This is a genomic window from Pseudodesulfovibrio sp. lm2024 (assembly GCF_051175575.1).
In the GTDB taxonomy this organism is placed as follows: Bacteria; Desulfobacterota; Desulfovibrionia; order Desulfovibrionales; family Desulfovibrionaceae; genus Pseudodesulfovibrio; species Pseudodesulfovibrio caledoniensis.
The window spans coordinates 1041840-1067646 of the sequence record NZ_CP195092.1; the positions used below are offsets into that span (position 1 = coordinate 1041840).

A 25807-nucleotide genomic window follows, 5' to 3' on the forward strand; every position below is an offset into this window, starting at 1 on the left:
GTTGGTTATACGAGAAGTGATTTGACCCGAACGCCTTCGAGATTGCCCAGCTTGCCGGTCAATGCCCCCACCTCGTCGGTGGTCGCCTCGATGATCAGGTCGATGATGCTGACGCCCCTGTCTCTGAAAGGCAGCCCCATGCGCCCGACGATGATTTCGCCATGGTCGCTGAGGATGGAGTTGACCGTGCCGGCCGCCTGCTGCCTGTCCTTGATGATGATGCCGATGATGCCGAGTCGCTTCTGCATCATTGTTCCTCCCTGTTCGTGGATTGGCTCCGCAAAGAGAAAAGCCCGGTTTAGCACTCCCGGGCCTTCTGCTTGCGGAAACGGGATGGAGCGTCTGGACGGTGTCCCTGCCTTGGAAATAGGGCAGGGCCAGGCGGCTCCACCCTGTGGTTCAGGCGAACCCTTCCCGCAGGCAGATCTTCTCCGGTTTGGAGGTGTTCCGGGCTCAACTCTTACGGGAAATAATATTACTGATCAAGAAAAAATTATACGTTGCGCATAACTTTTTAAAAAAAGTATCACGATAAAAGTACATGCCAAGACGCGGCGGGAGGGCGTTCGGAAGGAAATCGAGGGGGGAGGGGGGAGAAGGGAGCTATCGGCCCTAGGCTCAGAGTGGTCCTTGCCGCAGGTCGAAGCTGTCGAGTTTAGAAGTTGAACTTGTAGCCCTTTTTCTTGAGGGCGGCCACCCGGGCGCTGCGGTCCACGTAGTGGGTGTGCAGCAGGTGGTGGGACATGTGGCCGCACGGGCCTTCATGCAGGAAACCGGTCTCGTGGTTGTAGAGCTTCTTGATCATCGGGTTGTCCTGGGACTTGCGAATCTTGTAGATCTTGGCGTCGGCGTTGTACACGGACTGCTGGCGCAGGCCGACGAAGCTCATGACGCTGGCCGCCGCCTCGCGGGCCATGTTGAAGCCGAGCACGGTGTAGCCGGCCATGAAGCCGCACGCCTTGATGAATCCACGTCTGTTCATTTTCATTGCGGTCTCCTCCCTATGCGCCGGCCTTGCGGGTCCGGAAGCGCTTGTTGATCTGGGCCACGGTGCTGCGGAACAGGGAGGCTCTGATCTCGGGGTCGAGCGGCTGCCCGCCGCCGTTCACACAGCCGCCGGGGCAGGTCATGATCTCGATGAAGTGGTACGGGGATTTGCCCGCGCGGACCTCGTCGCACAGCTGGGCCGCGTTCTTCAGCCCGCTGGCCACGGCCACCTTGACCGTACCGAATCCCGGCACGTCCACGTCGGCCGCGTTGATGCCCTCGTGGGTGCGCACGACCTTGATGTCCGGGTCCTTCAGGGTTTTGCCGGACAAGACCTCATAGGCCAGGCGCAGGGCCGCCTCCATGACGCCGCCGGAGTTGCCGAAGATGGTCGCCGCGCCCGTGGAGTCGCCCAGGATCGGGTCCGGGCCCTGGGAGGGCAGGGACTTGAAGTCGATGCCCGCGGTCTTGATCATGTAGGCCAGCTCGCGGGTGTTGATGGTCGCGTCGATGTCGCGGAAGCCGCTGTCGGCCATCTCCGGGCGCAGCCCTTCGTACTTTTTGGCGATGCACGGCATGATCGAGACCGTGTAGATCTTCTTGGCGGCGACCTTGGTCTCGTGCGCGCCGTAGGTCTTGGCCAGGGGGCCGAGCATGCCGATGGGCGACTTGCAGCTCGACAGGTTGGGCAGCAGGTCGGGGTAGAAGGTCTCGGCGAACTTGATCCAGCCCGGGCAGCAGGAGGTGAACTGGGGCAGGGGACGCGCGTCCTTCTGGCCCTGTTCCTTGACCCGCTGGATGAGTTCGGTGCCTTCCTCCATGATGGTCACGTCGGCGGTGAACTCGTTGTCCCAGATGTAGTCGAAGCCGAGCTTGCGCAGGGCCGCGTGCATCTGCCCGCCCACGTAGGTGCCGGTGGCGTCGCCGAAGCATTCGCCCAGGCCGTAGCGTACGGCGGGAGCGGGCATGGACACGACCACGGTGTCGGGGTCCTTCAGTTTTTCGAAGATCTCGTCCACGAAGGACACGCCCTCGTAGATGGCGCCGTAGGGACAGTTGACCAGGCATTGGCCGCAGTTCATGCAGGCCGCCGGGTCCACCACCTGGCGGATGCCTTCGTCGTTGATGGACTGGATCGCCCCGGTCGCGCAGACCTCTTCGCAGGTACCGCAGGCTTCGCACTTGGTGGCGTCGACCTGGACGAAATACAGGCCGTCCGGGTCGATCCCCCTGGGTGCGTTTGTTTGGGTCATCACGCCTTCAATCGGTTTCATTGTGCCCTCCTTGTTGGGGTGGATTGAAGACAGGTCCGCCGGCACCACTGCCGGCGCGGACTTGGGTGCGCATCCTGACATAGGATACCCTCCTCGGCTAACGGCCTCCCCCTGACAGGAAACGGACCGGTTAGCATAAATATAAAATTAATAACACAATATGGCTACTATTTTAAAAAGTGTACACATGTCAAGACGCAGGCCCCGGAAAGGGACTCGCGGCCTGCCGGAGCGATGAAGGTGAGGCAATCGGGGAACGGGAGCGAAGCGAATCGGCCAGGGAGGCGCGGTGAAGCCGTCGCGGGCGGCTTAGCCCGATTCCCGTGCAGTGGCCGGAATGCGGTGCGCTAATGAGGGAGGGGGTTAGATCAAGACAAGCCTGCCTTGCGGGCTCACGCGTTGCGCATGGGTCCCGCAAGGCAGGGAAAAGGGGTTAGGTCCACCAGATCATGCGCGCGGGCGGATTCCCGGTCCTGGTGAAATCGTCGCCGGATTCCCGCAGCACCTCGTCCAGCTCCTCGACCGTGAAGTCGTATCCGTCCTCTTTGGCCGCGGCCACAAAGGCTTCCTTGGTCGAGATGGCGTTGTACTTGCCTTTTACGGTCTTATTTTCTCCGCCTGCGATCAGCAGACGCTCCACTTCTTTTTTGGACATGGCGGTGCTCCTTGTTGGCGAAAAACGGGGTATGGCTTTATCCGGGTCGAAAGAGTCGGCACGCGGAACAGGGGCACGCGGAAAACCGGACTCAATCAATGGTTATCTTTAGCGTGGGCCAAAGAGCACCGTCAACTAACCGCTGAAGCAGGGATTTCGTCGTTTTTTGCGTGCGGAGGCGGCCGGACGCGCGAAAGACAGGGATCGGGACGGAAAAAACGGGCCGTTTCGTGCGGCCAATGCCCGCGCGCGGGCCGCCAGGCGGTTATTTTACCGTTCCCGGAGTTAAAAGCAGGAAATGAAATACATGCGGATATTGTCGTCAAAACCGTTTCTCGGGGGATTGGCGTGTCCCTGAATGGCAAGTACCGTTCGGTGATTACCGGCGGACCTGATTAGATTTTATTCGCAACTCCTGATAGCAAACGCGAATGGGTCGATTCGGATTTGTCGAAACAGGACACGTCGCGGCTGCGGCGGCATAAGGGGACGGTTGTATCCGTGATGAAGATTCGTGTCTTGGTGAACGCGATCCCGTTGATGAACGTTAAGACGGGGATCGGACGGTATGTTGAATCGCTGTACTCGGTGATGGAGCAACAATATTCGGATCTGTTCGAGTTCCGCTATTTCGACGGCGTGGACGCCGTGAGTTCCCTTCCCTCCGGTGCGCAGGATCTCGACCGCTGGTCCGCGAAGGCCGCCTTGTTCTGGAAACTGCCGCCGTCGATATCGTATCTGATCCGGCTGGCCCTGCACCGTGTGCGGGAACGCAGGATGCTGTCTCTGTCCGGGAAGTTCGACGTCTACCATGAAACGGCCATGTTCCCCTTTCGCGTGCAGGACGGCGTGGCCACGCTGCTGACCGTGCACGACCTCTCCCTGGAGCGATATCCGCAGTTCCACCCCGCCGAGCGGGTGCGCTATTACAACAGATTCTTCGCCAAGCGGCTTCGCCTGGTCGACGCGTTCGTGTCGGTTTCCGACTTTACCCGCCGGGAGCTGCTGTCCTCGCACGACGTGGATTCGAGACCCGTCGCGGTGACGCCGCTGGCCTGCGACAGGGAATTGTTCCACCCCCGGCAGGGGGAAGAGGTCGAGGCGGTCAAGCGGGAGCTCGGCATACGCGGGGACTATTTCCTGTTTGTCGGCACGAACGACCCCAGGAAGAACATCTCCCTCCTCTTCGAGGCCGTGCACGGGAACCCGGACACGCAGCTGGTCATCGCGGGCTGGTCCGGTTGGGGCGGGAAGCTCCCCGGGGGAGCGCTCGATGTCGGCTATGTCTCCGACCATGCCCTTGCCTGCCTGTACAGCGGGGCCACGGCCCTGGTCTACCCCAGCCTCTACGAGGGGTTCGGCCTGCCGGTGCTGGAGGCCATGTCCTGCGGCTGTCCCGTGATCCTGACCAGGGAGGCCAGCCTGCCCGAGGTGGCCGGGGAGGCCGGTTGCTACCTGAGCGGCCCCCGCGCCGTTGAGGAACTCGTCTCCATCATGAAGCGGCTCGGGACGGATGAACCGTTTCGCCGGGCGAAGTCGGCTGCGTCCCTGGAGCGGGCCGAACAGTTCTCATGGGAGCGGACCGCGCGGCTGACCAAGGAGGCGCTTCTGGCCGCCTACGAGGCGAAGCATCCCTGACGGCCGTGCGTTAGCCCATCCGGCGCAGGCGCATCTTCTTCAGCGAGATATCGCCGCCCTTGTTGCCGGTCCGCAGGACGAACTCGAATTTGGTCAGATCGCGATAGGCGATGAAATCGTACTCGTTTCGGCCCGGGACAAGGCGGAGCGATTCGACCTTGTAGCCGAAGCGTTCGCTGATATCGAGGTCGAAGGGGCCGTTGATCTCGCCGTCGATGGTCAGCCGGTAGGCTCCCCTGGGCAGATACCAGTAGGGACCGTGGAAGAGGATGTCGCCCTCGCGGCAGTCCCCGGTCTGCGAGCGGTACGCGCCGTTCTCCGTGCCGCCGTTGAGGATGTTGAAATCGCACGGGAAGATATCCACGAAGTTTCTTTCGAGCCCGCCATCCTCGATGCGCTCCGGGCGTCCGGCCAGGAAATACCCACCGGTGCTCGTGAACTCGCCATGGTCGGTCTGTCGGATGGTCGTTCCGGCAATGGCGTACACCTGGTAGCCGAGGGAACCGAGCAGTTCGAACAGATCGTCGGCGATGTCGCTGTCGGCCGCCAGCTTCTCGAAGAGGAGGACCGCGTCCGGGGAGCGCTTGAGCACGGGGAGCATGCCGGTGAGGGCCTTGAGTTCGTGGCCTTCGACGTCGAGCTTGATCATAGTGACGCTCGTGCCTTGGGGCAGGACGCTGTCGAGGGTGCGGACCTGGACCACGCCGCCGTTGCCCTCGCCGCCTTCGAGGCTTCCCCCGCCTGCGTGGTCTTCGGGCAGGGACAGGCTGGCCTCGCCGTCGCGGTCGGAGATGGCGCAGCCGTTGATGTCTATGATGTGCGTGTAGCCGTTCAGGAAGACGGAGCGCGAAAACAGCTGCCGGATCCTGCCGTTGGGTTCAAAGGCGTGGATTCTGCCCTGGCGGAGGTACGGCGCCAGCCGGAGGGAGTAGACGCCGAGGTTCGCGCCCACGTCCAGGGCGGTCCCGTCGGGCGTGCGGTAGGAAAGAAACACGCCCCACTCCTCTTCCTCGTACATGCCGCCGTTGATGAAGTTGAGCGGGCAGCCGATGTCGTCCGTGTTCACGAAGATCGGCGTCTCGTCCTTCAGGTAGGTCAGCGATTCATTCCTGCCCAGATATGCAGACGTCCGGTTCTTGATGAAATCGACGTCGTTCAGTATCCGGTCGAGCTTCCGTTCCACTTCGCTTTGCCACATCGTCTTGATAATACTCACCGCATCTTCCTGTTTCTAAAGGTTGTCCGTGGTCCCGGCCCGTCCGCGCATCGCCGGGATTCGGCACGGGCCGCGGCCGCTAGGGCCGTTCGCACGTCAGTATATGGCCGCCAGCCGTTCCCGGTATTTTTCCGGGGTGAATTGTCCGGCCTGTTCCCTGCCCCTGGCGCGACACCGATCCCGCAACTCGCGGTCGTTCTCCAGCGCGTGGATGGCTTCGGCGATCTCCCGGGGCCGATACGGGTCGACGTACAGGGGCGCGTCGCCCCCTACTTCGGGCAGGGAACTCGTGTTCGAGGTGATCACCGGCGTGCCCAGGGTCATGGCCTCGAGCACCGGCAGCCCGAATCCCTCGTAGAGCGACGGGAAAACGAGCCCCCTGGCCCCCTGGACCAGGGCGACGAGGGCGTTGAAAGGCACGTATTCGAGGTGGATGATCTTCCGCCCCGGCGCAAGCTCCTCAAACGTCCGCTTCTCCCGTTCATATTTCCATCCGAACGGCCCGACGATGACCAGCGGGCTCTGCACGTTCGCGGCCAGATAGGCCTCGATCAGTGTCCCGTAGTTCTTTTTGGGCTCGATCGCACCTACGGCGATGAAATATCCGTCGGGAGACAGGCCGTACGCCTCTTCGAGATACGGGGCCAGCGCCGCGTCCTCCCGGATCAGGGAAGGCGGTATCTCCACGGCCTGGTACGTGTTGTGCGTCTTGGCCCCCGCCTCCGGGCACAGGGCGGCGATGTCCCTTTTCGAGTTCTCGGAGACCGTGATGATCTTGTCCGCGGTTTTGCCGATCCTGCGCAGCAGCCGCATGTACAGGGGCTTGTCGTCGAGGGTCGTGTCCGGCAGCCTGGCCGGGATGACGTCGTGGATGGTGTAGTAGTTGCGCCCGGTGGCCAGCCTGACGGGCAGGGGGGCGGTCCAGTGGGCCACATCGATGCCGGGCGCGTGGACGGTCAGGAACCGTCCGGTCAGAAAGAAAATGGCCCAGGAGGCCGTGTACACCGCCGTGCTGCTCAGAACGCGGCAATGCGGCGGCACCCGGTCTTCAAGGGAACGCTCGCCTGCGGCCCCGTCCGTCCCGATCTCATGGCAGGCCGCGCCGCGAACGAGGTTCCTGAACGCGATCTTCAGTATATCCATTTGTTCGCACAGCGTCGCGTCGGAAAAACCCGTGTACGCATGGGGGGCGTAAAAGGAAATTTCATCGAGCTGGCCGTTTTTTCCGCCGCTTCCGGGGGCCGCATGGTAGCCGTACAGGACGGACACGTCGTGTCCCAGAGCCGTCAGGGACGCCGTCAGGTTCCGGGCATAGGTGGAGATCCCGGTCCCCTCCGGTTGCCCCAACTTATGTCCGTCCACCAATATCTTCATTTCAAGTCCAGAGTGCTGAGGTGCAGCATGTCCGTTCGTTGCGGCCCCGGAACGCGTCTTCGGCGGTCGCGGGCGGGTCCCTATATCTCCGCGTACCGTCGGGCCACTTCGGCCGGGTTTCCGTCCGCGACGCATCGCCCCTTGTCCAGCAGGATCATCCGGCTGCAATTTTCCATGAGGAAATTGAGGTCATGGGAAACGATGATAGCCGTGGTGCCCTGTTTGAGCAATTTGTTGATCCGGCCGGTGCATTTCTGGGCGAAAACCGCATCGCCCACGCCGAGCACCTCGTCGATCAGCAGGATATCGGGATCAACGGACGTGGCCAGGGAAAAGGCCAGCCGGGCGTACATGCCCGACGAGTACGTCTTCACGGGCTCGTGGAAGAAGCGGCCGATGTCCGCGAACTCGATGATGTCGTCCATCCGTCGGGCCAGCTCGGCCTTGCTCAGTCCCATCAGCAGCCCGGACAACCGGCAGTTCTCGAGCCCGGTCAACTCGGGATGGAATCCGATGCCGAGCGAGAGCAGGGGAACCACCTTGGCGTCCTTCTGGCGGCGGATCGTCCCGGAGGTCGGGTTGATGATCCCGGACAACAGCCGCAGCAGGGTGCTCTTGCCCGCCCCGTTCCGACCGATGACGCCGATGATCTCATGGTCGTCGATCTCAAGGCTGAGCGATTTCAACGCCTCGTGGTAGGCCGGTTTCCGCCCCAGGAAAACCCGTGACAGGAGAGGGCCGCATCCCTTGTTGCGTACCAGAGAGTATCTGACGGAAACGTTTTCGAGTGTATATCTCATAGGTAAAAATAGATTTTCGAGCGGACTCTGCGCAGAAACGCCGCGCTGCACAACCATATACCTGCCGCTATGCCGGAAGAGATCAGCCAGTCGGCCCGGCTCGGGAACCGTTTCCAGTACAGGGGGTCCTGGAAAAGGTGGGCGAAACTCGTCATCGGATGGAACCGCAGTAACTGACCGTACAGCGAATGCGGATCGATGTTGGATTCCATGTTCAGGATGATCGAGGAGAAGAAGAGCAGCATCAGCCCCATCTGGACTATCGGCTTTATGTCGCGGACAAAGACGAAGATCGTCGCCGACAGCACGGCCAGCCCGTTGGCGAGCACGAGCCAGACGAGAAAGGCGAAGGGGAGGACAAGCAGCGGCCCGCCCGCCGGAGCGCCGAGGAGGAGAAAGAAGACGGACCCCACGGCAAAGGTGCACAGCAGGTCCCACACCCCGATGACGGTGCTGACGCAGGGAAAGGTCACGGCGGGCGTGTCCATCTGCGTCAGCAGCCAGCGTCCGCCGACGATGGATTCCATGCCGTTGAGCGTGGTGCTCTCAAGAAATTTCCACGGGATGAGCCCGCTGAAGAGGTACAAGGCGTATTCGGCCAAGGGCTGCTTGTTGATCTGCGCGAAGACGATGGAGAGCACGCCCAGGAACATGAAGGGCTCGCCGACCGCCCAGAAGAAGCCCAACATGGCGTTGCGGTACCGCAGGATGAACTGGCACTTCGCCAGTGCCAACACGACCCGAATGAAATGAGTAACCGTATAATTCATGTAACAGTGCCGGATGATTAGCTGTGTGATAGTTTGGATTCGACCGTTTTCAGGATGTCCTCGACGCGGATCGCCTTCATGCACTGTGATTCCTTTGTCCCCGAGAGTTTGCAGGGGGAGTATTCGTTCCTCCAGCACGGCACGCAGTGTATGGTGCCGCTGGCGTCGAGATAGTCGACGCTCGGGTAGTGCTTGGTCCGCTGTTCGGCGCTTGTCGGCCCGAACAGGGCGACGCACGGGATATCCAGGGCCCCGGCGATGTGCATGAAGCTCGAATCCGGGCAGATGACGGCGTCGCACAGGGAGAAAATAGCCAGCGCCTCCCGGAGCGGCTTGTCGTCGACGGTATGGACGTTTTCATGCTCGAAGCCCTCGATGGGCTTGTTGTGGAACAGGAACACGGCGTTATCCCGGGCCAGGATCCGAACCAGGTCGGCAAAGAACGGGTAATCCCGGTACCTTTCATCCGAGTGGAGCTGGATGCCGATCCGTTTCCGGCCGTCCGCACCGGCCGACGAGATAAAGCGTTCCGCTGCGGCTGCCTCCTCTTGGGTCACACGGTAGTGCGTTTTCCAGTCCCTACCCCTCGGGCCCTTGATGCCCATGGCCTTGCCGAATATTTCGATCCTGGACAGTTTCACGTCCGGCGCGGTCAGCCCCTCGATGCGGCTTGCCGGGCAGGTCGTGAGGTCGTAGAGGACGCTGTAGTCGTTCTTGCGGAAGACCGTTTCGTTGATATCCGTGACCGTGACCCCGGGCAGCCCCTTCAGCAGCGGCAGGAACGGGCCGGGAACGGCGAAATGGACGGGCCTGGAAGGATCTTTCGCCTGTAATTCCGTCAATCCGGCCGTCATCATGAGGATGTCGCCGATCCCTCCCATCGCGCGCGTGACCAGGATCGGCAGCCGCCCATCGGGTTTCGACCCCCCTGTGTTCCCAGCGGAGAGCATGGCGAGGGTATTGCCGCCGACGTGGTTGGAGGAAAAGCCGAGTGCGCGGTAGCCGAAGCCCACGGCGCGTGTGATCAGCGGCCCGACCAGCGGCAGCTTCCCCAGCAGCGAGGCGCAGCACAGGGGAAAGATGCGCAGTTTGGCGGCCGGAGTGGCCTCGGGGTTGCGGGCGGTCAGGGTCGCCAACACGCCGCGCGAGGCGATGATCAGCTTTTTGGCCCGCGAGACAGTGCGGATGCTGCTCGCCAGTTTCCACTGCAGCCGCATGAAGGTGTCGGCGTTGCCTGAATGGAGCTCGGCTTCCGCGTAGCGGTCGACGATGTCCGCGAACAGGGTCTTGTCGGCGAACAGATAGGGCCTGTCCATGTAGGGAACCAGGATGTCCGCAGCCTTTCCCGGTTCTCCGAGCTGCAGCGTTATCGAGGCCATGTCCAGGGAGGCCCGCTGCTCCCATTCCGGGAACCTTCCCGTCGCCTGCTCCCTGGCCTTTTCCAGTGCTTGCAGGGCCTGTTCCAAGAATTTCTGCCGATAGAAATAATTTGCCGAGTCATAATGGGCGAGCACGGTTTCAATCTGTCCCGGATGCATTGCGAGGAGGCGGTCCAGGGCGGCGGGGAGCCGTCCTTGCGGTCCATCGGCCAGGGGCTCTTGCCCGTGGCCTCCCTTGGACGCGGCGTTCTCTATGAGCCCTCGCACGTAGGCCAGGAGGATGTACTTCGAGTCAATGGAGGACAACTCGACTTCGGATGTGGCGATGTACCGGTAAACGTATTCGTTGTCTCCGTTGTACGCCAGTTTCTCCGTGTTCGTTTGATCCAAGGTCATGGTGTCCATGCTCTGCTTCTTGTTTGAAGTTGCCGGCCGTCAGCTTTCGTGGGGCTGAAGCGCCGTCTCTTTTTGTTCTTCACGAGTGTGTACTGTGTTTTCGCCGTTAATTCCAATGCGCCAGAGGCCGCCCGTGTGCAGGCCGAAGGCTCGGACCGGTTCGAAGAGCACCGGTTCGCTCCGGTACAGCCCCAGCAGCTGGAACAGGACGGAGCGGACGATGGCCCTGTCGGTCACGGCCAGGAAATCGGTGTGTTCGGAATAGGCGAGGTACGGGTCGGGCAGGGCGGCGAAATCGAATTGGCCCACCGTTTTCCCCGTCAGATCGAGGACGCTGCCGAACCCGCTGTACCCCTTGTCCACCACCGCCTGCGGCACCACGACGGTCCCTGCCTCTCTGTCGTAGCGGAAGTCGTCTTTGTCGAAGAGATCCAGGTGGTTGGCCACGGCGGGCGGGTGCTCGTCGAAGACATGCGCGAAAGCGTACAGATAGCCCACCGTGGTGTAGACGCGCGCCGGGAGGCAGAGGGCCACGGACAACGGCGTGTCCGCTTCCCCTTGCATGTTCGTCGCCATGAATTCCGCAATGTACCGAGGCCACTGTTCTCCCCGCCGGGACAGGTCCAATGCCGTATCGCGGTGCCCGGCAAAATAGCGGATCCATCGGGCGGCGGTCCGCTGGCCGGGCTGCATGAGCGGATAGGCGGCCGTGAAGCAGGTGGCGTCGGTCTGCGAACCGCCGTCGAAATATACCGGCATGCCGGTCAGGAATCGGAAGAAGTAGCCGTAATCCCACCAGGTCCAGACGGTCGTGTCCGGCGGGAACGATTGCTTGAGTTCCCCGGCCAGGGCGAAGTCCTGCGCCGAGAAGTAGGAATCCGGGACGTATTCCGCGGCCCGGGTTCCGGCTCCGGCAAAGAGGATCACGGCGGCCGCCGCCAGGGAGCCGAACAGGCCGATGCGCCGTCCCCGGTCCGGTGCCATCCGCGCGGCGACCAGACGGCAGGCCGTGGCCGCGCAGTAGACAGCGAGCAGGGCGGCGGCCGGTGTGAAAAACGGGATGAAGCGCCGTGATAACAGGGCGGCGATCCCGAAGGCCGCGCCGGGCAGGAGCAGGAAGAGGCTCTTCCACCGGAAGCGCAGTCCATAGAGGCCCGCGCCGATCAGGGAGAGCGGCAGCAGCCATGCGGACCCCAGGGCCCTGTCGCCGAGCTCCGCGAGCGTGAGCGGGTGCAGCTCCATGATGGCGTCGCTCAACAGCGAGCCATTGGTGCCGCCGAAGGCCAGTGCCATGTGCGCGGCGATGTAGTCGTACCCGTCGGCGAAGGGCGCCATCCGGGCCAGGACCAGCGCGGCCGCGCAGCCTATGGCGGCCAGAAGCGCCAGCTTGGCTGTCAGGTCTCCTCGTTGCCGGGGCGGGTAGACCAGGTAGCAGCCGATGAAGCCCACGGCCATGAAGGCACCGGGCTTCCACCACAGCCAGTGCAGGCCAAGCAGCGCGGCATACCCGGCGGCCCAGGCGAAGCGGCGCGAGGCCGAAGTGGAAAAGCGCATGACGCAGTAGAGCGAGGCATAGGCCAGAAACGGGCTCAACACGTCCGTATCGACCACGCCGAGGTGGGTTCGGTCGATCCAGTATGGCGACAGCAGCGCCAGCAGCGGGGCCAGGACCACGATGGCGGCGTCCTCGGTTTCCCCGGCCCAGAACAGGACCGCCAGCAGCATGGTCAGCCCGAGGACCGGGCCCAGGGGGGCGGCCGCACCGAGCAGGCCCGGGATGTCGGCCCCGCCCAGCAGGGCGAGCAGCCGGGCAAGCAGCATGGAGCCGGTCCACGGCCCGGACAGGGCCGTGCCTTGGACCGCCAGCCGCCGGGCGTGGTCGAGATGGTAGTAGCCGTCGTTGTTGGTGACCGCCAGGACGCCGTCCACCCGGCATCCGGCCCCCTGAAGCAGGGCGGCGTGGTGTCCGGCGAGCAGGAAATTCAGGAGAACGCCGGCCGCCAGCGCACAGAGCCCGGCCAGGATGGTTCTGTTCAACGGAGTGCGCTCCATGGGCCCTACCATAGTCCGCTCCGGGCCAGGATGCCCGGCACGACGTCCTGCCAGTCCCCGGTGTGGTCCACGGCGTCCACGGTGACGACCCGGACGTTGCCGGGGGCGTCCAGCTCGGCCGCGTACCGCTGGGCGATGGCCGGGGGCATGACCTCGTCGTCACGGCTGACGATGTGCAGTTGCGGGATGGCGCGCAGGGCCGCCTTGTCGTCCAGGGGGTTGAGGGAATCCCGGAGGGGGGACACCCGGTGCCAGCTGGTCCAGAAGGGGTGGTCGATATTTCCGGCCACCGTGACGACGGCGTCCACGTCCTGCCGCCGCTGGGCCAGCAGGAGCGCGACGCAGCCGCCTCCCGAATATCCCAGCAGCCGGACCCGGTCGGCGTGCGCCCGGGCCTTGGCCTGGTCGAGAAAGGCGTTCATTTCGGCGATGACGGGTTCCGAAAAACGGGCCGAGGTCCACAGCGGGGCGGCGCAGTTGCGGCGTTGCCCGTCCTTCACGTACTGGCAGGGGCGGGCCAGGTAGAAGACCGCGTCATGGGGGTCCGCCGTGGCCAGGATGAGTCCGACGGGCGTTCTCGGTGTGGGGTCCGAGGAAGGGCGGTTGCGGGTCCGCCAGGCCAGGCCGTCGCCCTCGATGTAGACGCGCAGCACCGGACTCGTCCCGCGTTCGAAACCAATCAGGTCGAAGTGTTTTCCGGAATAGGAGACCGGGGCGAGGTCGGCGCTTTTGGCCAGCATGGCCGGGTCCGTCCGCCCGAAACAACCGGCCAGGAGCAGCGCGGCCAGGGCCGCGACGGCCACCAGGCGGACAAGGCGCAGGGGCGCGGACGCGGTTTCTCCGGGTTCGGACGGGGGCTCGGCAAAGCTGCCGTCGCCGTGCAGGGAATTTCCTGGGAGGATCGTCCGCATAGTCTGGCCAACTCCTTGTCGACTTTCCACGGCATGCGGGTTGCCGTGTTCCACGAGATCAAACGCCGCCCGGCCGAGCCGTCAACGGCCGTCGCCGTCAGCCCTTTCCATTTCCTTCCTGAGCTCCAGGAGCTGCGCCTCGTACGCGGCCATCTTCTGCGTCAGGACCCGTATGGTGGTTTCATGGCGCGTCAATTCGATGTCCATGGTCAACAGCTTGACGAGCAGGATGCACAGGCTGACGATGATCAGCAGGATCGGCGGGTAGTGCACGCCGAGCAGCCCGCCCAGCCAGTCGAGGATGGACGGGAAGACCCCGAACAGGACAAGGCAGAACACGGCGCCCAGCCAGAGCGCGGTCTGGTAGACCCCGATGCGCTGCCTGCGGATCAGCCAGATGATCACGCTGCCGACGACCACGGCAATCGCCGTGGATACCTGATTAAAAAGCGTCATGTCCTTCCCGTCCGCTGCACCTTTGCCTGGTGCCGGTTATTCGATCGACGAAAATCCAGATGAAAGTCTTCACCATATACCGCCCCACGTCCAGCCAGGAATCGAAAATCCGGGAGTGGCCGTTGACCCGCTCGTTCATGCAGATGGGGTATTCGCGGCAAATCACGCCATTGCGCCGCAGCAGGAGCAACACGCCGACGTCCTGGTAGTCGAGCAGCATGCCTTCCCCGGACAGCAGCACGTCCAGCGCCTTGTGGTCGTACAGCCTGAAGCCGGAGGTCAGATCCACGATTCCCAGGCCCGTCAGCCGTGCGAAAAGCCGCCAGGCCAGCCGCCTCGCCCTGCTGCCCCGCTGTGGGCAACTGCCGATGAGCGTGTTGACGCCTCCCCGCTCATAGGCCCTGACCAGGTCCGGTATGTACTCGGGCTCGTGCTGGCCGTCCCCGTCCATGGTCACGAAATACTCGTGTTCAGCCTGCCCGGACGCATGGCGCAGTCCGGCCTGAACGGCCATCCAGGCCCCGGCGGTGTAGGGGAGCCTGAGGGCAACGGCCCCGGCCGCGACAGCCTCGGCCAGGGTGCCGTCCCCGCTGTTGTCGTCGACCACGTACACCGAGTAGCCGAGCCGCCGGACCCGCTCCACCAGGGAGCCGATGGTGGGGGCCTCGTTCAGGGCCGGGATGACGACGGCGACACGGGAGGGGGTGCTCATGTTACTCCCCGCTGCGGTTGGCGGACAGGGGATTCAAGTAAAAAAAAGGACGGCAAAAGCCGCCCTTTTCATCAGATTCGCAGGTTGCTGTGGCTAGAACTCGTAGCGGACAAAGAACTGGCCCCTGTACGCCTCGTAGTCGGTGCGGCCCATGCTGGCGCCGCCCTCGAGGCCGAGGGTCACGGCGTCGTCCACGTACCAGTTCGCGCCGAGGATGCCTTCGAACTCGTCATAGTCGGAGCCGACCGGAGTCGAAGAGGTCTGGACGTCGTACATGTAGCGCAGGGAAACGTAGGGCTCCAGGCCGAAATCGTAGAGGTAGGCGGCCTTGGCTTCACCGCTGATCTGGCCCAGGTAGTTGTCCGGGTTGGCGATGTCGGTTCCGCCGCGGGAGAAGGTGCCCATGTCGCCGTCGATGTACATGTAGCCCAGGCGGCCGGTCAGCGTCCACGCGTCGATGATGTAGTTTTGGCTCAGGCCAATGCTGGTCAGCAGACGGGTCGCGTCATAGTGGCCGGTGTCGGAGCCGTCGCTGTCTGCGTAGCGGCTGGCGGTGTAACCGAAGGCGGCGTCGAGAATGGTGTTTTCGGTAAAGTTGTAGGCCAGGTAGGGCAGGACAGTCCATTCGTAGTCGGTCTTCAGGGAACCGTCGTCGGTGCCGTTGTTCCAACCCTTTTTATCGAGGTCCAGGCTGCCGTAGCCGCCGGCGATACCGATCAGCAAATCGGAGGTGGCGCGCCAATCGACGCCTGCGAAGGCACTGTAGTAATCGGCGTCGTACCGGCCACCGCTGGCGGAACTGCTGAAATTGATGTAGGATCCCATGCCCCAGATGCCGATGTCGGCGGCGGCGTCACCGGAGGCCAGGCCGACATCCCTGGCGTTGGTATTGAACTTGAAGTTGCCGTTGTCGTCCAGCTGGCTGACCTGGGTGACCTGACCGCCCCGCGCGCCGGCGCCCGCTACGGTGGCGATACGGCTCGTAATGGCCATAACGGCCTGGGTGCCCGAAGTCCGGACAATGTCACTATTGGCCTGTTCCTGGCCGTTCGTTTCGGCAAACGCCGCAGGAGCGGCGAGCAGTACGATGGCAGCAACCAGCAAGATCAAACGGTTCATGGCATCCTTCTCCCAAGTTGGGCCACGTAGACAGGCCGGGATGGCCTGCGCGCGGCTGGGCTACATTTCTAAAATTATATTGCCCACACTACAAAAAAAATCGAGTCTGTCAACTGTTTTATGATACGGAACGATAGATCGTCCACCCGCTTACGCGTCCGTCGCCGTTTGCCGAGGCACTCCGGGATGGACAACCATTGTTAGAGAAGCCCTAGCACGCCAATAGGCGGGTGTAAAGAAGTCCGACATTTTTGCCTCACTTTTTTGTTCATCCATATTCCGGCGCCGGGGGCCGGGGATTGTTCTCGATCAAGTTGATTCAGGCCGGGGTCTGGTGTACCCGGAATCAGACATGCGCATCCTCCACATCAGCAAGTTCCATCACACGGAACGCGGCGGCATCGAAACCTTTGTCAGGGACTTGACCGCCGAACAGGTCCGCCGGGGGCACGACGTCGCCGTGCTGTGCCATCAGCCGTGCCCGGGGAGGGCGACCGAGCGAGCCGTTTCGGACGGCGTCCTTTCGGTGTGCGTGCGCATCCTGTGCAACCTGGGCTTTGCTCCCATTTCCCCGCTGTTTCCCCTGCATCTGCAACGTCTTGTCCGCGAATGGCGGCCCGAGATCCTTCATCTGCACCTGCCCAATCCGGCGGTGCTTTTCACCGGCCTGTTTCCCGCCTGCGCGCCTCTGGTCATCCATTGGCATGCGGATGTGGACGGATTGCCCGGAAAATTGCTCCGCGCGGTCTACCCTGTCTACCGGTTGTTCGAGCGCAACAGCCTGGCGCGGGCGCGGCGGGTGGTCGCCACCTCCCCGCCGTATGCCCGGGCGAGTCGCGCCCTGGCGTCTTGGCGGGACAAATGCGTCATGGTGCCCCTGGGGATCGATCTCGCCCGTTACCCGGAAGGGCCGGAACTCAGCCGTGAGACGGAGCCCGTCATCCTCAGCGTTGGCCGCTTCGCCTATTACAAGGGGTATGAGACCTTGGTCCGGGCGGCCCGGCTGGTCCCGTCGGCGCGGTTCATCATCGTCGGCGACGGTCCGCTGCACGGGAGAATCCGCGACATGGTCCGGGAGCTCGGGCTCGCCGACCGGGTGCAGTTGCCGGGAGCGTTGCCGGACCGGGAGCTTCGCGAACTGCAGCAGCGGGCCACGGTGGCCTGCCTCCCTTCCGTGGACCGGGCCGAGGCCTTCGGCGTGGTTCAATTGGAAGCCATGCGGTACGGGGTGCCCCTGGTCAGCGCCGCCATTGCGGGCTCCGGCGTGGATTGGGTCAACCAGGACGGCGTCACCGGCCTGGTGGTTCCCCCCGGTGACGCCAAGGCCCTCGCCCAAGCCCTGCAATGGCTGATCGAACACCCGGAGGAAGGAAAGGCCATGGGCAGGGCGGGCCGCCTTCGCCTGGAAACCCATTTCACCATCCAGAGCACGGCGTCGGCCCTGGACAACGTATACGCGCAAGCAAAGAAGCCCCCGGAAGGAAATTCCCGCTGAGCACGCGGCGGCGAAGGCGTTGCGTAGACCTCGCGCGGCACAGTGTCCATTCGGCATGCCGGATACAGATAACCGGAAAGCCGTCAACCGCATGGGGTATTAGCCGCCCCCAGTCCCGATTCAAGTCGACTGCTTGTCGGCAGGGAGGTCCGGTCGGTCCCGCAGGCGCGGCCTAACAAAAAATGGCTCTGGTAATCAGATAGTTAGCTGATTTAATTGGATAAATAGATCAAAGTCGAGTTGGCGTCTTCTGATTTCGAGGAAAATGTATGGGAGATACATACTGAAATAATTGAACTTGTTTTGGGAATTCTCGTATTCCTGGGCAAAAAGGCATATCTCGTTATCTTCCCAGTATGGCAGGGAAAAATGTGTGATTTCAAGCGATGAAGGATGCGGGGAGAAAAGTGGGGCGCATCATCCGCTCGGCCGTCACGGCCGGGTACGATGCCGGGATGGCCGGAGCGCTTGAATGCGTTTCACACGCCCATGGCGCGGGCGAGCGCTTCCACGACATGGAGCGCCCGGGCGGCCGAGCCGCTTTCGTGCAGGCCGCTTGCCAATTGAAAGATGCAGCCCGGGCAACCCGTGGCGACCAAATCCGCACCGGTCTTTTCGATGTCGTCGATCTTGGCCTTTCGGATGGCGAGGGACGTGTCCCTTTGGACCAGCGAATAGGTTCCGGCCATGCCGCAGCATCGGTCGGGGCGGTCCATCTCCGCCAGGGACCTGCCCGCGGCGAGGGCCGCGAGCTGGCGCGGTTCGCGGCGCACAGCCTGCCCTCGGTTCAGGTGGCACGGGTCGTGGTAGGTGATGTCCGTGTCGAGGGGGTGGGAGATCCGCTCGGCGATGGCGTCGACGCCGATCACTTTGACCAGATATTCCGAGATATCCATGGTCCTGGCGGACAGCGCCGCCGCCTGGTCCGCGTCCTTGCCCGTCAGGTGTTGCGGGTAGTGCTTTTTGAGCGTCATGCCGCAGGTGGAGCAGGGGACCACCACCGGGACGTCGGAATCCGGGCGCAGGGCGTCCAGGTTTTTCCGGGCAAGCTTTTTCCAGGCCTTCACGTCTCCGTTCAGGAGCATGGGAGCGCCGCAGCACGTCTGGGCGTCCGGGACAAGGACGTCGACGTCAAGGGCATTCAGCACCCGGACGGTTGATTCCGCGATCCCGGTGTATGCGTAATTGACCATGCACCCCGTGAAGAAGATGACCTGTCCGGCCCCTTCCCTGGCCTTGAAGCGGTTTCCGTGCGCCTGGCGGAACGGGGTGCCGGCCAGTTCGGGCACCATCTGGTCCCTTCCCACCAGGGGCAGGGGGAACCGTCTGTGCATGCCGCTCGATTCGGGAATTTTCCTGAACAACAGCTTTTGTATCGCGGCGGCGGCGCGGAGCGCCGTATCCCCGGACTTGAGCCCGGCGTAGACCAGCTTCTGGGCCGTGGGAGTGCCGTGTTCGGCGGCGGAAGCGGCCCGTGCCTCCAGGACGAGCTTGTCCGTGGCGCTGCCTTGGGCGCATCGTTCCACGCACGCCAGGCAGAGCAGGCAGTTGGAGAAGGTCTCCCGGAAGGCGTCGTCCCGTTCCAGGCTGGTGTCGTTTGCGGCGATGGCCAGGGCGATTTTGCCCCGGGGAGTGAATTTCTCCTGCCGCTGCACCGCGAATACCGGGCAGACGGTACGGCATTCGCCACACCGGATGCACTTGTCCAGTTCCTTGCGCAGCGCTTGAAACGGCTTTCCGGAGCCCGGATTAGTCATTCCCGCCTCCGGGACACGACGCGCCGGGAAAGCATTTGCCCGGGTTGAGGATGTTTTTGGGGTCCATGAGCCGTTTCATGCCCTGCATGACGTCGAGTACATCCTGCGAGAGGTTCCAGCCGACCCGCTCCTTCTTGGCCAGGCCGACGCCGTGTTCGGAGGCGATGCGTCCTTCCAGCTCCGCCGTGGCTTCGTATATGCGTTCGGAAATGATTTCGAGCTGTTCCCCGGTGAGTTCGCCCGCCGGGGCCGCGTAACTGATATGGATGTTGCCGTCGCCGAAGTGGCCGAGGTTGGGCATGAGCAGGCCGTATTCCTTTCGGATGGCCTCCAGCCGGTCGAGCATGGCGGGGATGCGGCCCACGGGGACCGAGACGTCCTCATCGTGCCAGTGGTCGTTCATCTTTCCCAGGACGTTGTGCAGGGTTCGCCGTGCGCGCCACAGCGTATCCTGCTCCTCGGGGCTGCGGGCGAGCTTCAGCTCCATGGCCGAGTGGGCCGCGCAGATATCCAGGATCGCCTGCCCCCTGCGCGCCACGTCCTCGGGGTCGCCGTCGACTTCGATGAGCAATTGCGCCCGCGCGTCGGCGGGATACGGCATCGACAGATGCTCTTCCAACGCCCGGATGCAGTTCCTGTCGAGAAATTCCATGGCGGAAGGCTGCATGTTCGCATGGAGAACGGCCAACACCGTGGCGGCCGCCGAGGACATGTCCCTGAACACGGCCGAGACCAGATTCCGTTCTGCCGGAAGGGGAATCAGTTTGCAGATCGCCTTGCAGATCACGCCCAGAGTGCCTTCGGAGCCCACGAAGAGTTCGGTCAGCCCGTAGCCCACCACGTCCTTGAGGCATTTGGACCCGGTGTGCAGGATGGCCCCCGTGGGCGTGACGACTTCCAGTCCGAGGATGGAGTGCTTGGTCACGCCATATTTGACCGCGCGCATGCCGCCGGCGTTTTCCGCGATATTGCCGCCGATGGTCGAAAACCCCGCACTGGCGGGGTCGGGGGCGAAGAACAACCCGTGCGCCGCCGCCGCCCGGTTCAGTTCGGCGGTCACGACGCCGGGTTGGACCACCGCGGTGAAATTGTCCGTGTCGATCTCGAGTATCCTGTTCATGCGGTCCAGCGACAGGATGCCGCCGCCGCAGCCGGGAACGGAGCCTCCGGTCAGGCCGGACCCGGCCCCACGGGGCGTGATCGGGAAATCGTATTCGTTGGCCAGCGCCAGGATGGCCGCCACCTCGTCCGTGGTGTCCGGCAGCAGGACCGCTTCGGGCCGGACCTGGAAAGGACTGGCGTCCACCCCGTAGGGTATGCAGTCGGCAGGCGAGGTCAGGCACCTGTCCTTGCCCAGCAGGGCGGTCAATTTGCTTCGCAGTGTCTGGTTCATGACGTTCTCCGGTTGTGTGCGCGGCATCCGCAGGTTCAGATTGCGCTCAGGTACGGCGCTGAAAATCCGCCGTGGGTGAGCACGGCCACGCTGCTGTCGCCGTCGTCCTCCACCCGCGCCAGGGCATCGGCCACGGCGGCTTCGATGGTGTCGAATCTGGAAAAGCCGTAATCCGTTTTCCGGCCGGGCATGCCGCGCGAAACCAGCGAGAGGCGGAAACGCGACCTGATGCGGCTTAGGGCGGCCGCCTCGCCCGCGGCCACCGGGTCGTCCGCCCCGCCCGATTCGAGAAGCGAGCGGATGGCGCCTACCCCGAGGGCCGAATACTCGGGAAAGCGGGGGTGTTCGGCAAAGCCTTCGGAGCAGTCCGCCACGAGGATGATGGTGCCGCCGTCTTCGGTTATCCCCTCGGCCGCGGCCAACCCCTTGGTGGCCTGCCAGAAGTCCTCGCCGCACGGGTAGGCGTTGGCCACCACGACCGGGTATTTGCGCGACACGGGCGTGCCGTAGACCTCCATGGAGCGCTCGGCGCCGACACGGTGCGCCGCCACCGGGTGCCCCGCGACGCAGGCATAGACCTCGTCCGACCTGTCCAGCACGACGTTCACGATACAGTCGAGGGGGACGGTCTCGGCCACGAAGGCCTCGAGGTCCAATCTGAGCTTTGCGTCCGTGATTCCCAGTTGGTTTTCGTCTACATATGCCATCCCGGCATGGAAGGCCTCCACGGTCCGCGCGCCGCACACGCCGGGAAGAATGATTTTCGCTCCGCCGCTGAATCCCGCGTCGAGGTGCGGCGTGATCATGCCGATGCCGATGCGGACGTCCGCCTCGGCGACGGACTTGTGCACCCATGCGGGGATGCCGGCTCTCGATGTCCCCAGGTACTGGAAGTTCGATTCGTCCCAGGACGGGGCGTTGACGATCCGGTACCTGTCGGCGACCGCCTCGCCCAGCTTGGTCCGGATTTCGTCTTCGGTCATGGGCCGGTGCGTGCCGAGGGCCACGGTGATGGAAACGGCCTCATCGGGAACGCCCGCCTCGGAGAGCTCCCGCAGGACGTGGGGCAGGATCAGATGGGTGGGGGTGATGCGGGTGATGTCGTCGATGATGACGCATACCCGGCTCCCGGATGTTGCCATGTCCCTGACGGGCTTGCATCGAATGGGTGCGTCGAGGGCGGCCCGGATGGCCGCATCGGGAGACAGGCCGGGCGTCGTGCCGCGCGGGGCGACAATCTCGCCCAACAGCCGTTCCTCGATCCGGAAACAGACGTCGTTGTTCCGGTCGGGCAGAATGATGTCTCGCATTGTGCTCATTGTTCGGTTCTGCCGGGCGGCCTAGTGTCCCTCGGGGTGGATGTTCAGGCCGGGGATCGCGAGCCTCTTGTCCGCATACCGCATGATCGCGCTGCATATGCCCACGAGAACCAGGTAGATGACGGCCGCGAGCAGGTAGCTCTGAATGGGCGCGAACTGCTGGCTGGAGATCATCTTCGCCTTGTTCATCAGGTCTGGTACGGCGATGAGGAAGACCACCGCCGTGTACTTGACCATGGAGATGAATTCGTTGGTCCAGGCGGGAACCGCCAGCCGGAGCGCCTGGGGCAGGATGATGTGCAGGATGGCCTTGGTCCGGCTCATGCCGATGGCCCGGGCCGCGATCATCTGCCCCTTGCTCACGGCCTGGAACCCGCCCCTGAAGTACTCGGCCTGGTATGCGCTGGAGTTGAGGGCCAGCGTCAGGTAGGCTGCGGTCATGCGGTCGAAGGTGATGCCCAGGTCCGGCAGCCCGTAATAGATGACGAAGAGTTGGACCAGAAGAGGGGTGCCCCGATAGATGTTGATGTAGGCCGTCAGCAGCGGCTGGAGCCACTTGGGGCCATACGTGCGGAGTATGGACAGGGGCAGGCCCATCAGGAACCCGAAGACGATCGCTCCGAAGGTCAGCTTGATGGTGATCACCGTTCCCGAAAGCATGTCTGGCAGCGCTTCCCGGGCAAAGACGAGAAAATCCAGCAAGGCGCTACGCCTCCATGTTCGCCATCATGGCGAGAAACTGCCTGGTGCGCGGGGAAGAGGGCGAACCGAATACCTCGGCCGGGGTTCCTTCCTCGACTATGACGCCCTCATCCATGAACACGACCCGGGTGGCGGCCTCCCTGGCGAATCCCATCTCGTGGGAGACGATGATCATGGTGACGCCTTCCTCGGCGAGTTTCTGCATGACGGTCAGGACTTCGTGCGTCAGTTCCGGGTCCAGGGCGGAGGTCGGCTCGTCGAACAGCATGATGCTCGGGTTCATGCCCAGGGCGCGGGCGATGGCCACGCGCTGTTTCTGGCCTCCGGAAAGCTGGGACGGATACTTGTCGGCATGGTCGGCCATGCCGACGCGCCGCAGTTCGGCGGTCGCCCTTTTCTGGGCGCTCCCCGCGTCCATGCCGAGCACCTTGCGCATGCCCACGGTCACGTTCTGCATGACGGTCAGATGGTTGAACAGATTGAAGTCCTGGAAAACCATGCCGATTTTCTGTCTGACCTCGTCTTCGTTCACGTCCTTGGCGGTGATCTCCCTGCCTTCCAGGTAGATGGCTCCCCCCGTGGGCCTGTCGAGCAGGTTCAGGCACTTGAGCAGGGTGCTTTTGCCGGTCCCGCTCGGGCCGATGATGAAGACGACCTCGCTTGCGGAAACGGTCATGTCCACGCCCTTGATGACCTCGTCGCTGCCGAAGGATTTCCTGAGGGCTTCAATTTTCAAGATGGGATTGTTGCTCATAAGATGGTGGCCTACAGGCTTAATTTGTACCGGTTCTCCAACAAGGCGAGGCCCTTGGTCGCGAGAAACGTCAGCGTGAGATAGATGAGCGCGACCGTGCCGAAGGCGAGAAGCGGCTCAAACGTCCGTGCGCCCACGTATTGGGCGCGGCGAAGGATTTCCGGCACGCCGATGACGAAGACCAGGGAGGAATCCTTCAGCACCAGGGTCACTTCGTTGCTCCAGGCGGGGATGGCGAGCCGGAAGGCCTGGGGCAGGACGATGGTCCGGATGGCGACCCACCTGCTCATCCCGATGGCCCTGGCCGCCGTCACCTGGTTGGAGGGGACGGACAGTATGGCGCCTCGGAAGAGCTCGGCCTGATAGGCGCCGCTCGTTATGCCGAGGGCGATGGCCCCGGAAAAGAACGGGTCGAGGTCGACGAACGCCGTGATCACGAAATAGAGGATGAAAATGATGACCACGACCGGCAGGGCGCGGACGATGGTGCTGTACGCCGCAGCCGCCAGGGAGGCCACGGGACCGCCGTATACCCTCAGGACGGCCGTGAACGTGCCGAGTATGAACCCCATGCCCAGGGCAATGAGGGTGACCGTCAGGGTCACCCTCAGCCCCGGGAGGATGTATTGCAGAGTCTCCAGCATCTGAACTGCGCCGTTGCGCTGCTAGAAGAGACCGTACTTGTCCATGAGCTTCCGCATGGTGCCGTCGGCGACGATCGCGTCGATGGCCGTGTCAATCGCCGCCTTCAATTCGGTCTCGCCTTCGGGAATGGCGATGGACTGGCCTGCGGAAACGGTCTCGGTGGTGATCAGCGCGATCTCCAGGCCGGCCTTTTCGGCATGGGATTTCGCCGGATCGGAGATGATGAACAGCACATCGACGCGGCCGGCGGCCACGTCCATGGCTGCCTGGTCCACGCGCTCGTAGGAGAACACGTCGTCGGCGGAGGTCTTGCCCGTGTCGACGAGGTGCGTCTTGACCCATTTTTCCTGGATGGTGCCGGTCTGGACGGCGATTTTCTTGCCCGCGGCGTCATACGGGGATTTCATGACGATGCCGGAACCGGCCTTGACCAGGAACGCGTCGGAAATGTTGTGGTAGACCTTGGAGAAGTCGACGACCTTGTCGCGCTCGGCGGACGCCTGCATGCCGGCGATGACGGCGTTGACCTTGCCGTTCTTCAGGGCGGCGATCAGAGCGTCGAAGCCCATGTCCACGATCTTCGCCTCGACGCCCATGCGCTTGGCGATCTCGGTGATCAGTTCCATGTCGAAGCCGACGAATTTGTCGTTGGCGTCCTTGAACTCGTAGGGCGGATAATCGGCGGAGGTGCCGATGAGCATGACGCCCTTGGCTTTGATCTTTTCCAGGGAATTGGCGCTGGCCAGGCTGGTCATGCCCAGCAGCCCGCACAGGACGGTGAACGCGACCAGGATTTTCAGGCAATGTTTCATGGTTTCTCTCTCCTCATTGTTGAACGTAGTATATTTTCAGCCGATGGACGGCGTTATGCCTTGCTGTTCGCCTGCATCAGACGTTTGCCCCGAGAATGTCGTCCAGGGTTTCCAGAAATGCGGTGTTCTGCTCCGGGCTGCCCAGCGAGTAACGCATGTGCCTGTCGAAACCCCAAATGCTGCCGGGGCGGATGATGTAGCCCCTGCTCAGCAGTTTCGGGTTGAGGTTGTTCACCAATACAGGCAGTTCGACCAGCAGGAAATTGGCTTCCGATGGGACGGTGGACATGCCCCTTTTCGAGAACTCGCCGGTCATCCGTTCCCTTTCGCTCAGGATCGTGGCCACGTGGCGGGTTGCGAATTCCGGATTTTCCAGGTGGTACAGGGCCAGGGATTGCGCGAAGATGTTGACGTTGAAGGGCAGCTTGACCTTGGCGACGAGGTCGATGATCCCGGGGTGGGCGACAATGTAGCCGATCCTGAGTCCCGCCATGCCGTACGCCTTGGAAAAGGTCCGCAGGCCGATGACCCTCGGGTCCTTTTCAAGATACTCTTCCGCGCGTGCCGCGTCGGCCGAAGTCACGAATTCCCGGTATGCCTCGTCGAAGACCACGAAGACGCCCTGGGGAAGCCGGGCCAGGAAGCCGTCGAGTTGTTCCCGGGTGATGATGGGGCCGGTGGGATTGGCGGGTGAGCAGAGCCAGACGAGTTTCGTCTTTTCGTCCACGGCCGCCAGGGTCGCTTCCAGGTCGATGGCAAAGTCCCTGAGCGGCACGAACCTGGCCGAGGCCCCTGTCAGGAGCGTCGCGGTTTCGTAGGCGTCGAAGAAGGACTTCGGCATGATCGCGTTTTCATCGGGGTTGAGCACTGTCTGCGCGACCAACCGGATGCACTCCTCGGCGCCGTTGCCGAACAGTATGGACTCCTCGGGGATTTGGAGTTTCCCGGAGAGCACGCCTCTGAGCTTGCGGCAATATCCGTCGGGGTAACGCCGGACGGCTTCGGCCCCCGCCATGACGGCCTCGATAGCTTCTGCCAGAGGCGGAAAGGGGCATTCGTTGGACGCCAGCTTGACGACGTGTGCCAGGCCGTATTCCTGCTGGACCGCTTCCAGCGGCTTGCCCGGGATATAAGGACGCAGTTCGGGGATGCCTTTTCTGACGGTCTCGTTGAAATCGGTGGGTTTCATGG

The 25807-nt window shown here is 63.2% G+C and carries 24 protein-coding genes; 2 read left to right on the forward strand and 22 right to left on the reverse strand.

All coding sequences use genetic code 11. From position 1 onward, the window contains the following. Window positions 1-5: 5 nt before the first annotated feature. The 4 genes from ACR42D_RS04640 to ACR42D_RS04655 form a co-directional block, all read right to left on the reverse strand. Window positions 6-248 (reverse strand): TM1266 family iron-only hydrogenase system putative regulator, encoded by a 243-nt coding sequence (locus tag ACR42D_RS04640; protein ID WP_484568437.1) that lies wholly within the window; start codon window positions 246-248, stop codon window positions 6-8. A 407-nt stretch (window positions 249-655) separates the two neighbouring features. Continuing rightward, window positions 656-988 carry an iron hydrogenase small subunit gene (locus ACR42D_RS04645; RefSeq protein WP_484565698.1) on the reverse strand — a complete coding sequence of 111 codons (333 nt, stop codon included), beginning with the start codon at window positions 986-988 and terminating at the stop codon, window positions 656-658. 13 nt (window positions 989-1001) lie between these two features. Next, complete coding sequence (locus ACR42D_RS04650; protein ID WP_484565699.1) at window positions 1002-2261, reverse strand: [FeFe] hydrogenase, group A; 1260 nt, start codon at window positions 2259-2261, stop codon at window positions 1002-1004. A 433-nt stretch (window positions 2262-2694) separates the two neighbouring features. After that, a complete protein-coding gene (locus ACR42D_RS04655; RefSeq protein WP_484565700.1) occupies window positions 2695-2916 on the reverse strand; it encodes a Nif11-like leader peptide family natural product precursor in 222 nt (73 codons plus the stop codon). 540 nt (window positions 2917-3456) lie between these two features. Between ACR42D_RS04655 and ACR42D_RS04660 the strand changes: the two genes are divergently transcribed. Next, a complete protein-coding gene (locus ACR42D_RS04660) occupies window positions 3457-4554 on the forward strand; it encodes a glycosyltransferase family 4 protein (RefSeq protein WP_484565701.1) in 1098 nt (365 codons plus the stop codon). Between the two features lie 10 nt (window positions 4555-4564). On the opposite strand, the gene ACR42D_RS04665 is transcribed toward ACR42D_RS04660, so the two are convergent. The 10 genes from ACR42D_RS04665 to ACR42D_RS04710 form a co-directional block, all read right to left on the reverse strand. After that, window positions 4565-5770, reverse strand: a complete 1206-nt coding sequence (locus tag ACR42D_RS04665; RefSeq protein WP_484565702.1) for an FkbM family methyltransferase — start codon at window positions 5768-5770, stop codon at window positions 4565-4567. Window positions 5771-5866: 96 nt separating this feature from the next. Continuing rightward, complete coding sequence (locus ACR42D_RS04670; protein WP_484565703.1) at window positions 5867-7144, reverse strand: glycosyltransferase family 4 protein; 1278 nt, start codon at window positions 7142-7144, stop codon at window positions 5867-5869. Window positions 7145-7224: 80 nt separating this feature from the next. After that, the gene (locus ACR42D_RS04675) at window positions 7225-7830 is read right to left on the reverse strand and encodes an ABC transporter ATP-binding protein (RefSeq protein WP_484565704.1); all 606 of its coding nucleotides are present in this window, start codon (window positions 7828-7830) and stop codon (window positions 7225-7227) included. Window positions 7831-7940: 110 nt separating this feature from the next. Next, entirely contained in the window at window positions 7941-8678 is a 738-nt protein-coding gene (locus ACR42D_RS04680; RefSeq protein ID WP_484565705.1) for an ABC transporter permease, read from the reverse strand. A gap of 53 nt (window positions 8679-8731) precedes the next feature. Beyond that, a complete protein-coding gene (locus ACR42D_RS04685) occupies window positions 8732-10498 on the reverse strand; it encodes a glycosyltransferase family 9 protein (RefSeq protein ID WP_484565706.1) in 1767 nt (588 codons plus the stop codon). Between the two features lie 30 nt (window positions 10499-10528). Next, the gene (locus ACR42D_RS04690) at window positions 10529-12526 is read right to left on the reverse strand and encodes a hypothetical protein (RefSeq protein ID WP_484565707.1); all 1998 of its coding nucleotides are present in this window, start codon (window positions 12524-12526) and stop codon (window positions 10529-10531) included. 20 nt (window positions 12527-12546) lie between these two features. Then, on the reverse strand, window positions 12547-13452 hold the full coding sequence (locus ACR42D_RS04695) for an alpha/beta fold hydrolase (RefSeq protein ID WP_484565708.1): 906 nt from the start codon (window positions 13450-13452) through the stop codon (window positions 12547-12549). Window positions 13453-13533: 81 nt separating this feature from the next. After that, window positions 13534-13908, reverse strand: a complete 375-nt coding sequence (locus ACR42D_RS04700) for a DUF2304 domain-containing protein (RefSeq protein ID WP_484565709.1) — start codon at window positions 13906-13908, stop codon at window positions 13534-13536. Beyond that, window positions 13895-14620 carry a glycosyltransferase family 2 protein gene (locus ACR42D_RS04705; protein WP_484565710.1) on the reverse strand — a complete coding sequence of 242 codons (726 nt, stop codon included), beginning with the start codon at window positions 14618-14620 and terminating at the stop codon, window positions 13895-13897. The genes ACR42D_RS04700 and ACR42D_RS04705 overlap by 14 nt, the downstream gene beginning before the upstream one ends. 93 nt (window positions 14621-14713) lie before the next feature. Beyond that, a complete protein-coding gene (locus ACR42D_RS04710) occupies window positions 14714-15739 on the reverse strand; it encodes an autotransporter domain-containing protein (RefSeq protein ID WP_484565711.1) in 1026 nt (341 codons plus the stop codon). 352 nt (window positions 15740-16091) lie between these two features. On the opposite strand from ACR42D_RS04710, the gene ACR42D_RS04715 reads away from it, so the two are divergent. After that, on the forward strand, window positions 16092-17234 hold the full coding sequence (locus tag ACR42D_RS04715) for a glycosyltransferase (RefSeq protein WP_484565712.1): 1143 nt from the start codon (window positions 16092-16094) through the stop codon (window positions 17232-17234). Between the two features lie 479 nt (window positions 17235-17713). On the opposite strand, the gene ACR42D_RS04720 is transcribed toward ACR42D_RS04715, so the two are convergent. The 8 genes from ACR42D_RS04720 to hisC all read right to left on the reverse strand — a co-directional run bounded on the left by ACR42D_RS04720 (window position 17714) and on the right by hisC (window position 25805). Next, window positions 17714-18991 (reverse strand): (Fe-S)-binding protein, encoded by a 1278-nt coding sequence (locus ACR42D_RS04720; RefSeq protein ID WP_484565713.1) that lies wholly within the window; start codon window positions 18989-18991, stop codon window positions 17714-17716. Then, entirely contained in the window at window positions 18984-20384 is a 1401-nt protein-coding gene (locus ACR42D_RS04725) for an FAD-binding oxidoreductase (protein WP_484565714.1), read from the reverse strand. Before ACR42D_RS04725 ends, ACR42D_RS04720 begins: the two co-directional genes overlap by 8 nt. A gap of 35 nt (window positions 20385-20419) precedes the next feature. Beyond that, window positions 20420-21703 carry a nickel-dependent lactate racemase family protein gene (locus tag ACR42D_RS04730; protein WP_484565715.1) on the reverse strand — a complete coding sequence of 428 codons (1284 nt, stop codon included), beginning with the start codon at window positions 21701-21703 and terminating at the stop codon, window positions 20420-20422. A gap of 21 nt (window positions 21704-21724) precedes the next feature. Next, entirely contained in the window at window positions 21725-22405 is a 681-nt protein-coding gene (locus tag ACR42D_RS04735) for an amino acid ABC transporter permease (protein ID WP_484565716.1), read from the reverse strand. Between the two features lie 4 nt (window positions 22406-22409). Next, window positions 22410-23141, reverse strand: coding sequence for an amino acid ABC transporter ATP-binding protein (locus ACR42D_RS04740; protein ID WP_484565717.1), 732 nt, complete (start codon window positions 23139-23141; stop codon window positions 22410-22412). 29 nt (window positions 23142-23170) lie between these two features. Then, the gene (locus tag ACR42D_RS04745) at window positions 23171-23803 is read right to left on the reverse strand and encodes an amino acid ABC transporter permease (RefSeq protein WP_484565718.1); all 633 of its coding nucleotides are present in this window, start codon (window positions 23801-23803) and stop codon (window positions 23171-23173) included. Between the two features lie 21 nt (window positions 23804-23824). Continuing rightward, window positions 23825-24616, reverse strand: coding sequence for an ABC transporter substrate-binding protein (locus ACR42D_RS04750; protein WP_484565719.1), 792 nt, complete (start codon window positions 24614-24616; stop codon window positions 23825-23827). A 76-nt stretch (window positions 24617-24692) separates the two neighbouring features. Continuing rightward, complete coding sequence (gene hisC / locus ACR42D_RS04755) at window positions 24693-25805, reverse strand: histidinol-phosphate transaminase (RefSeq protein WP_484565720.1); 1113 nt, start codon at window positions 25803-25805, stop codon at window positions 24693-24695. Window positions 25806-25807 lie beyond the last annotated feature (2 nt).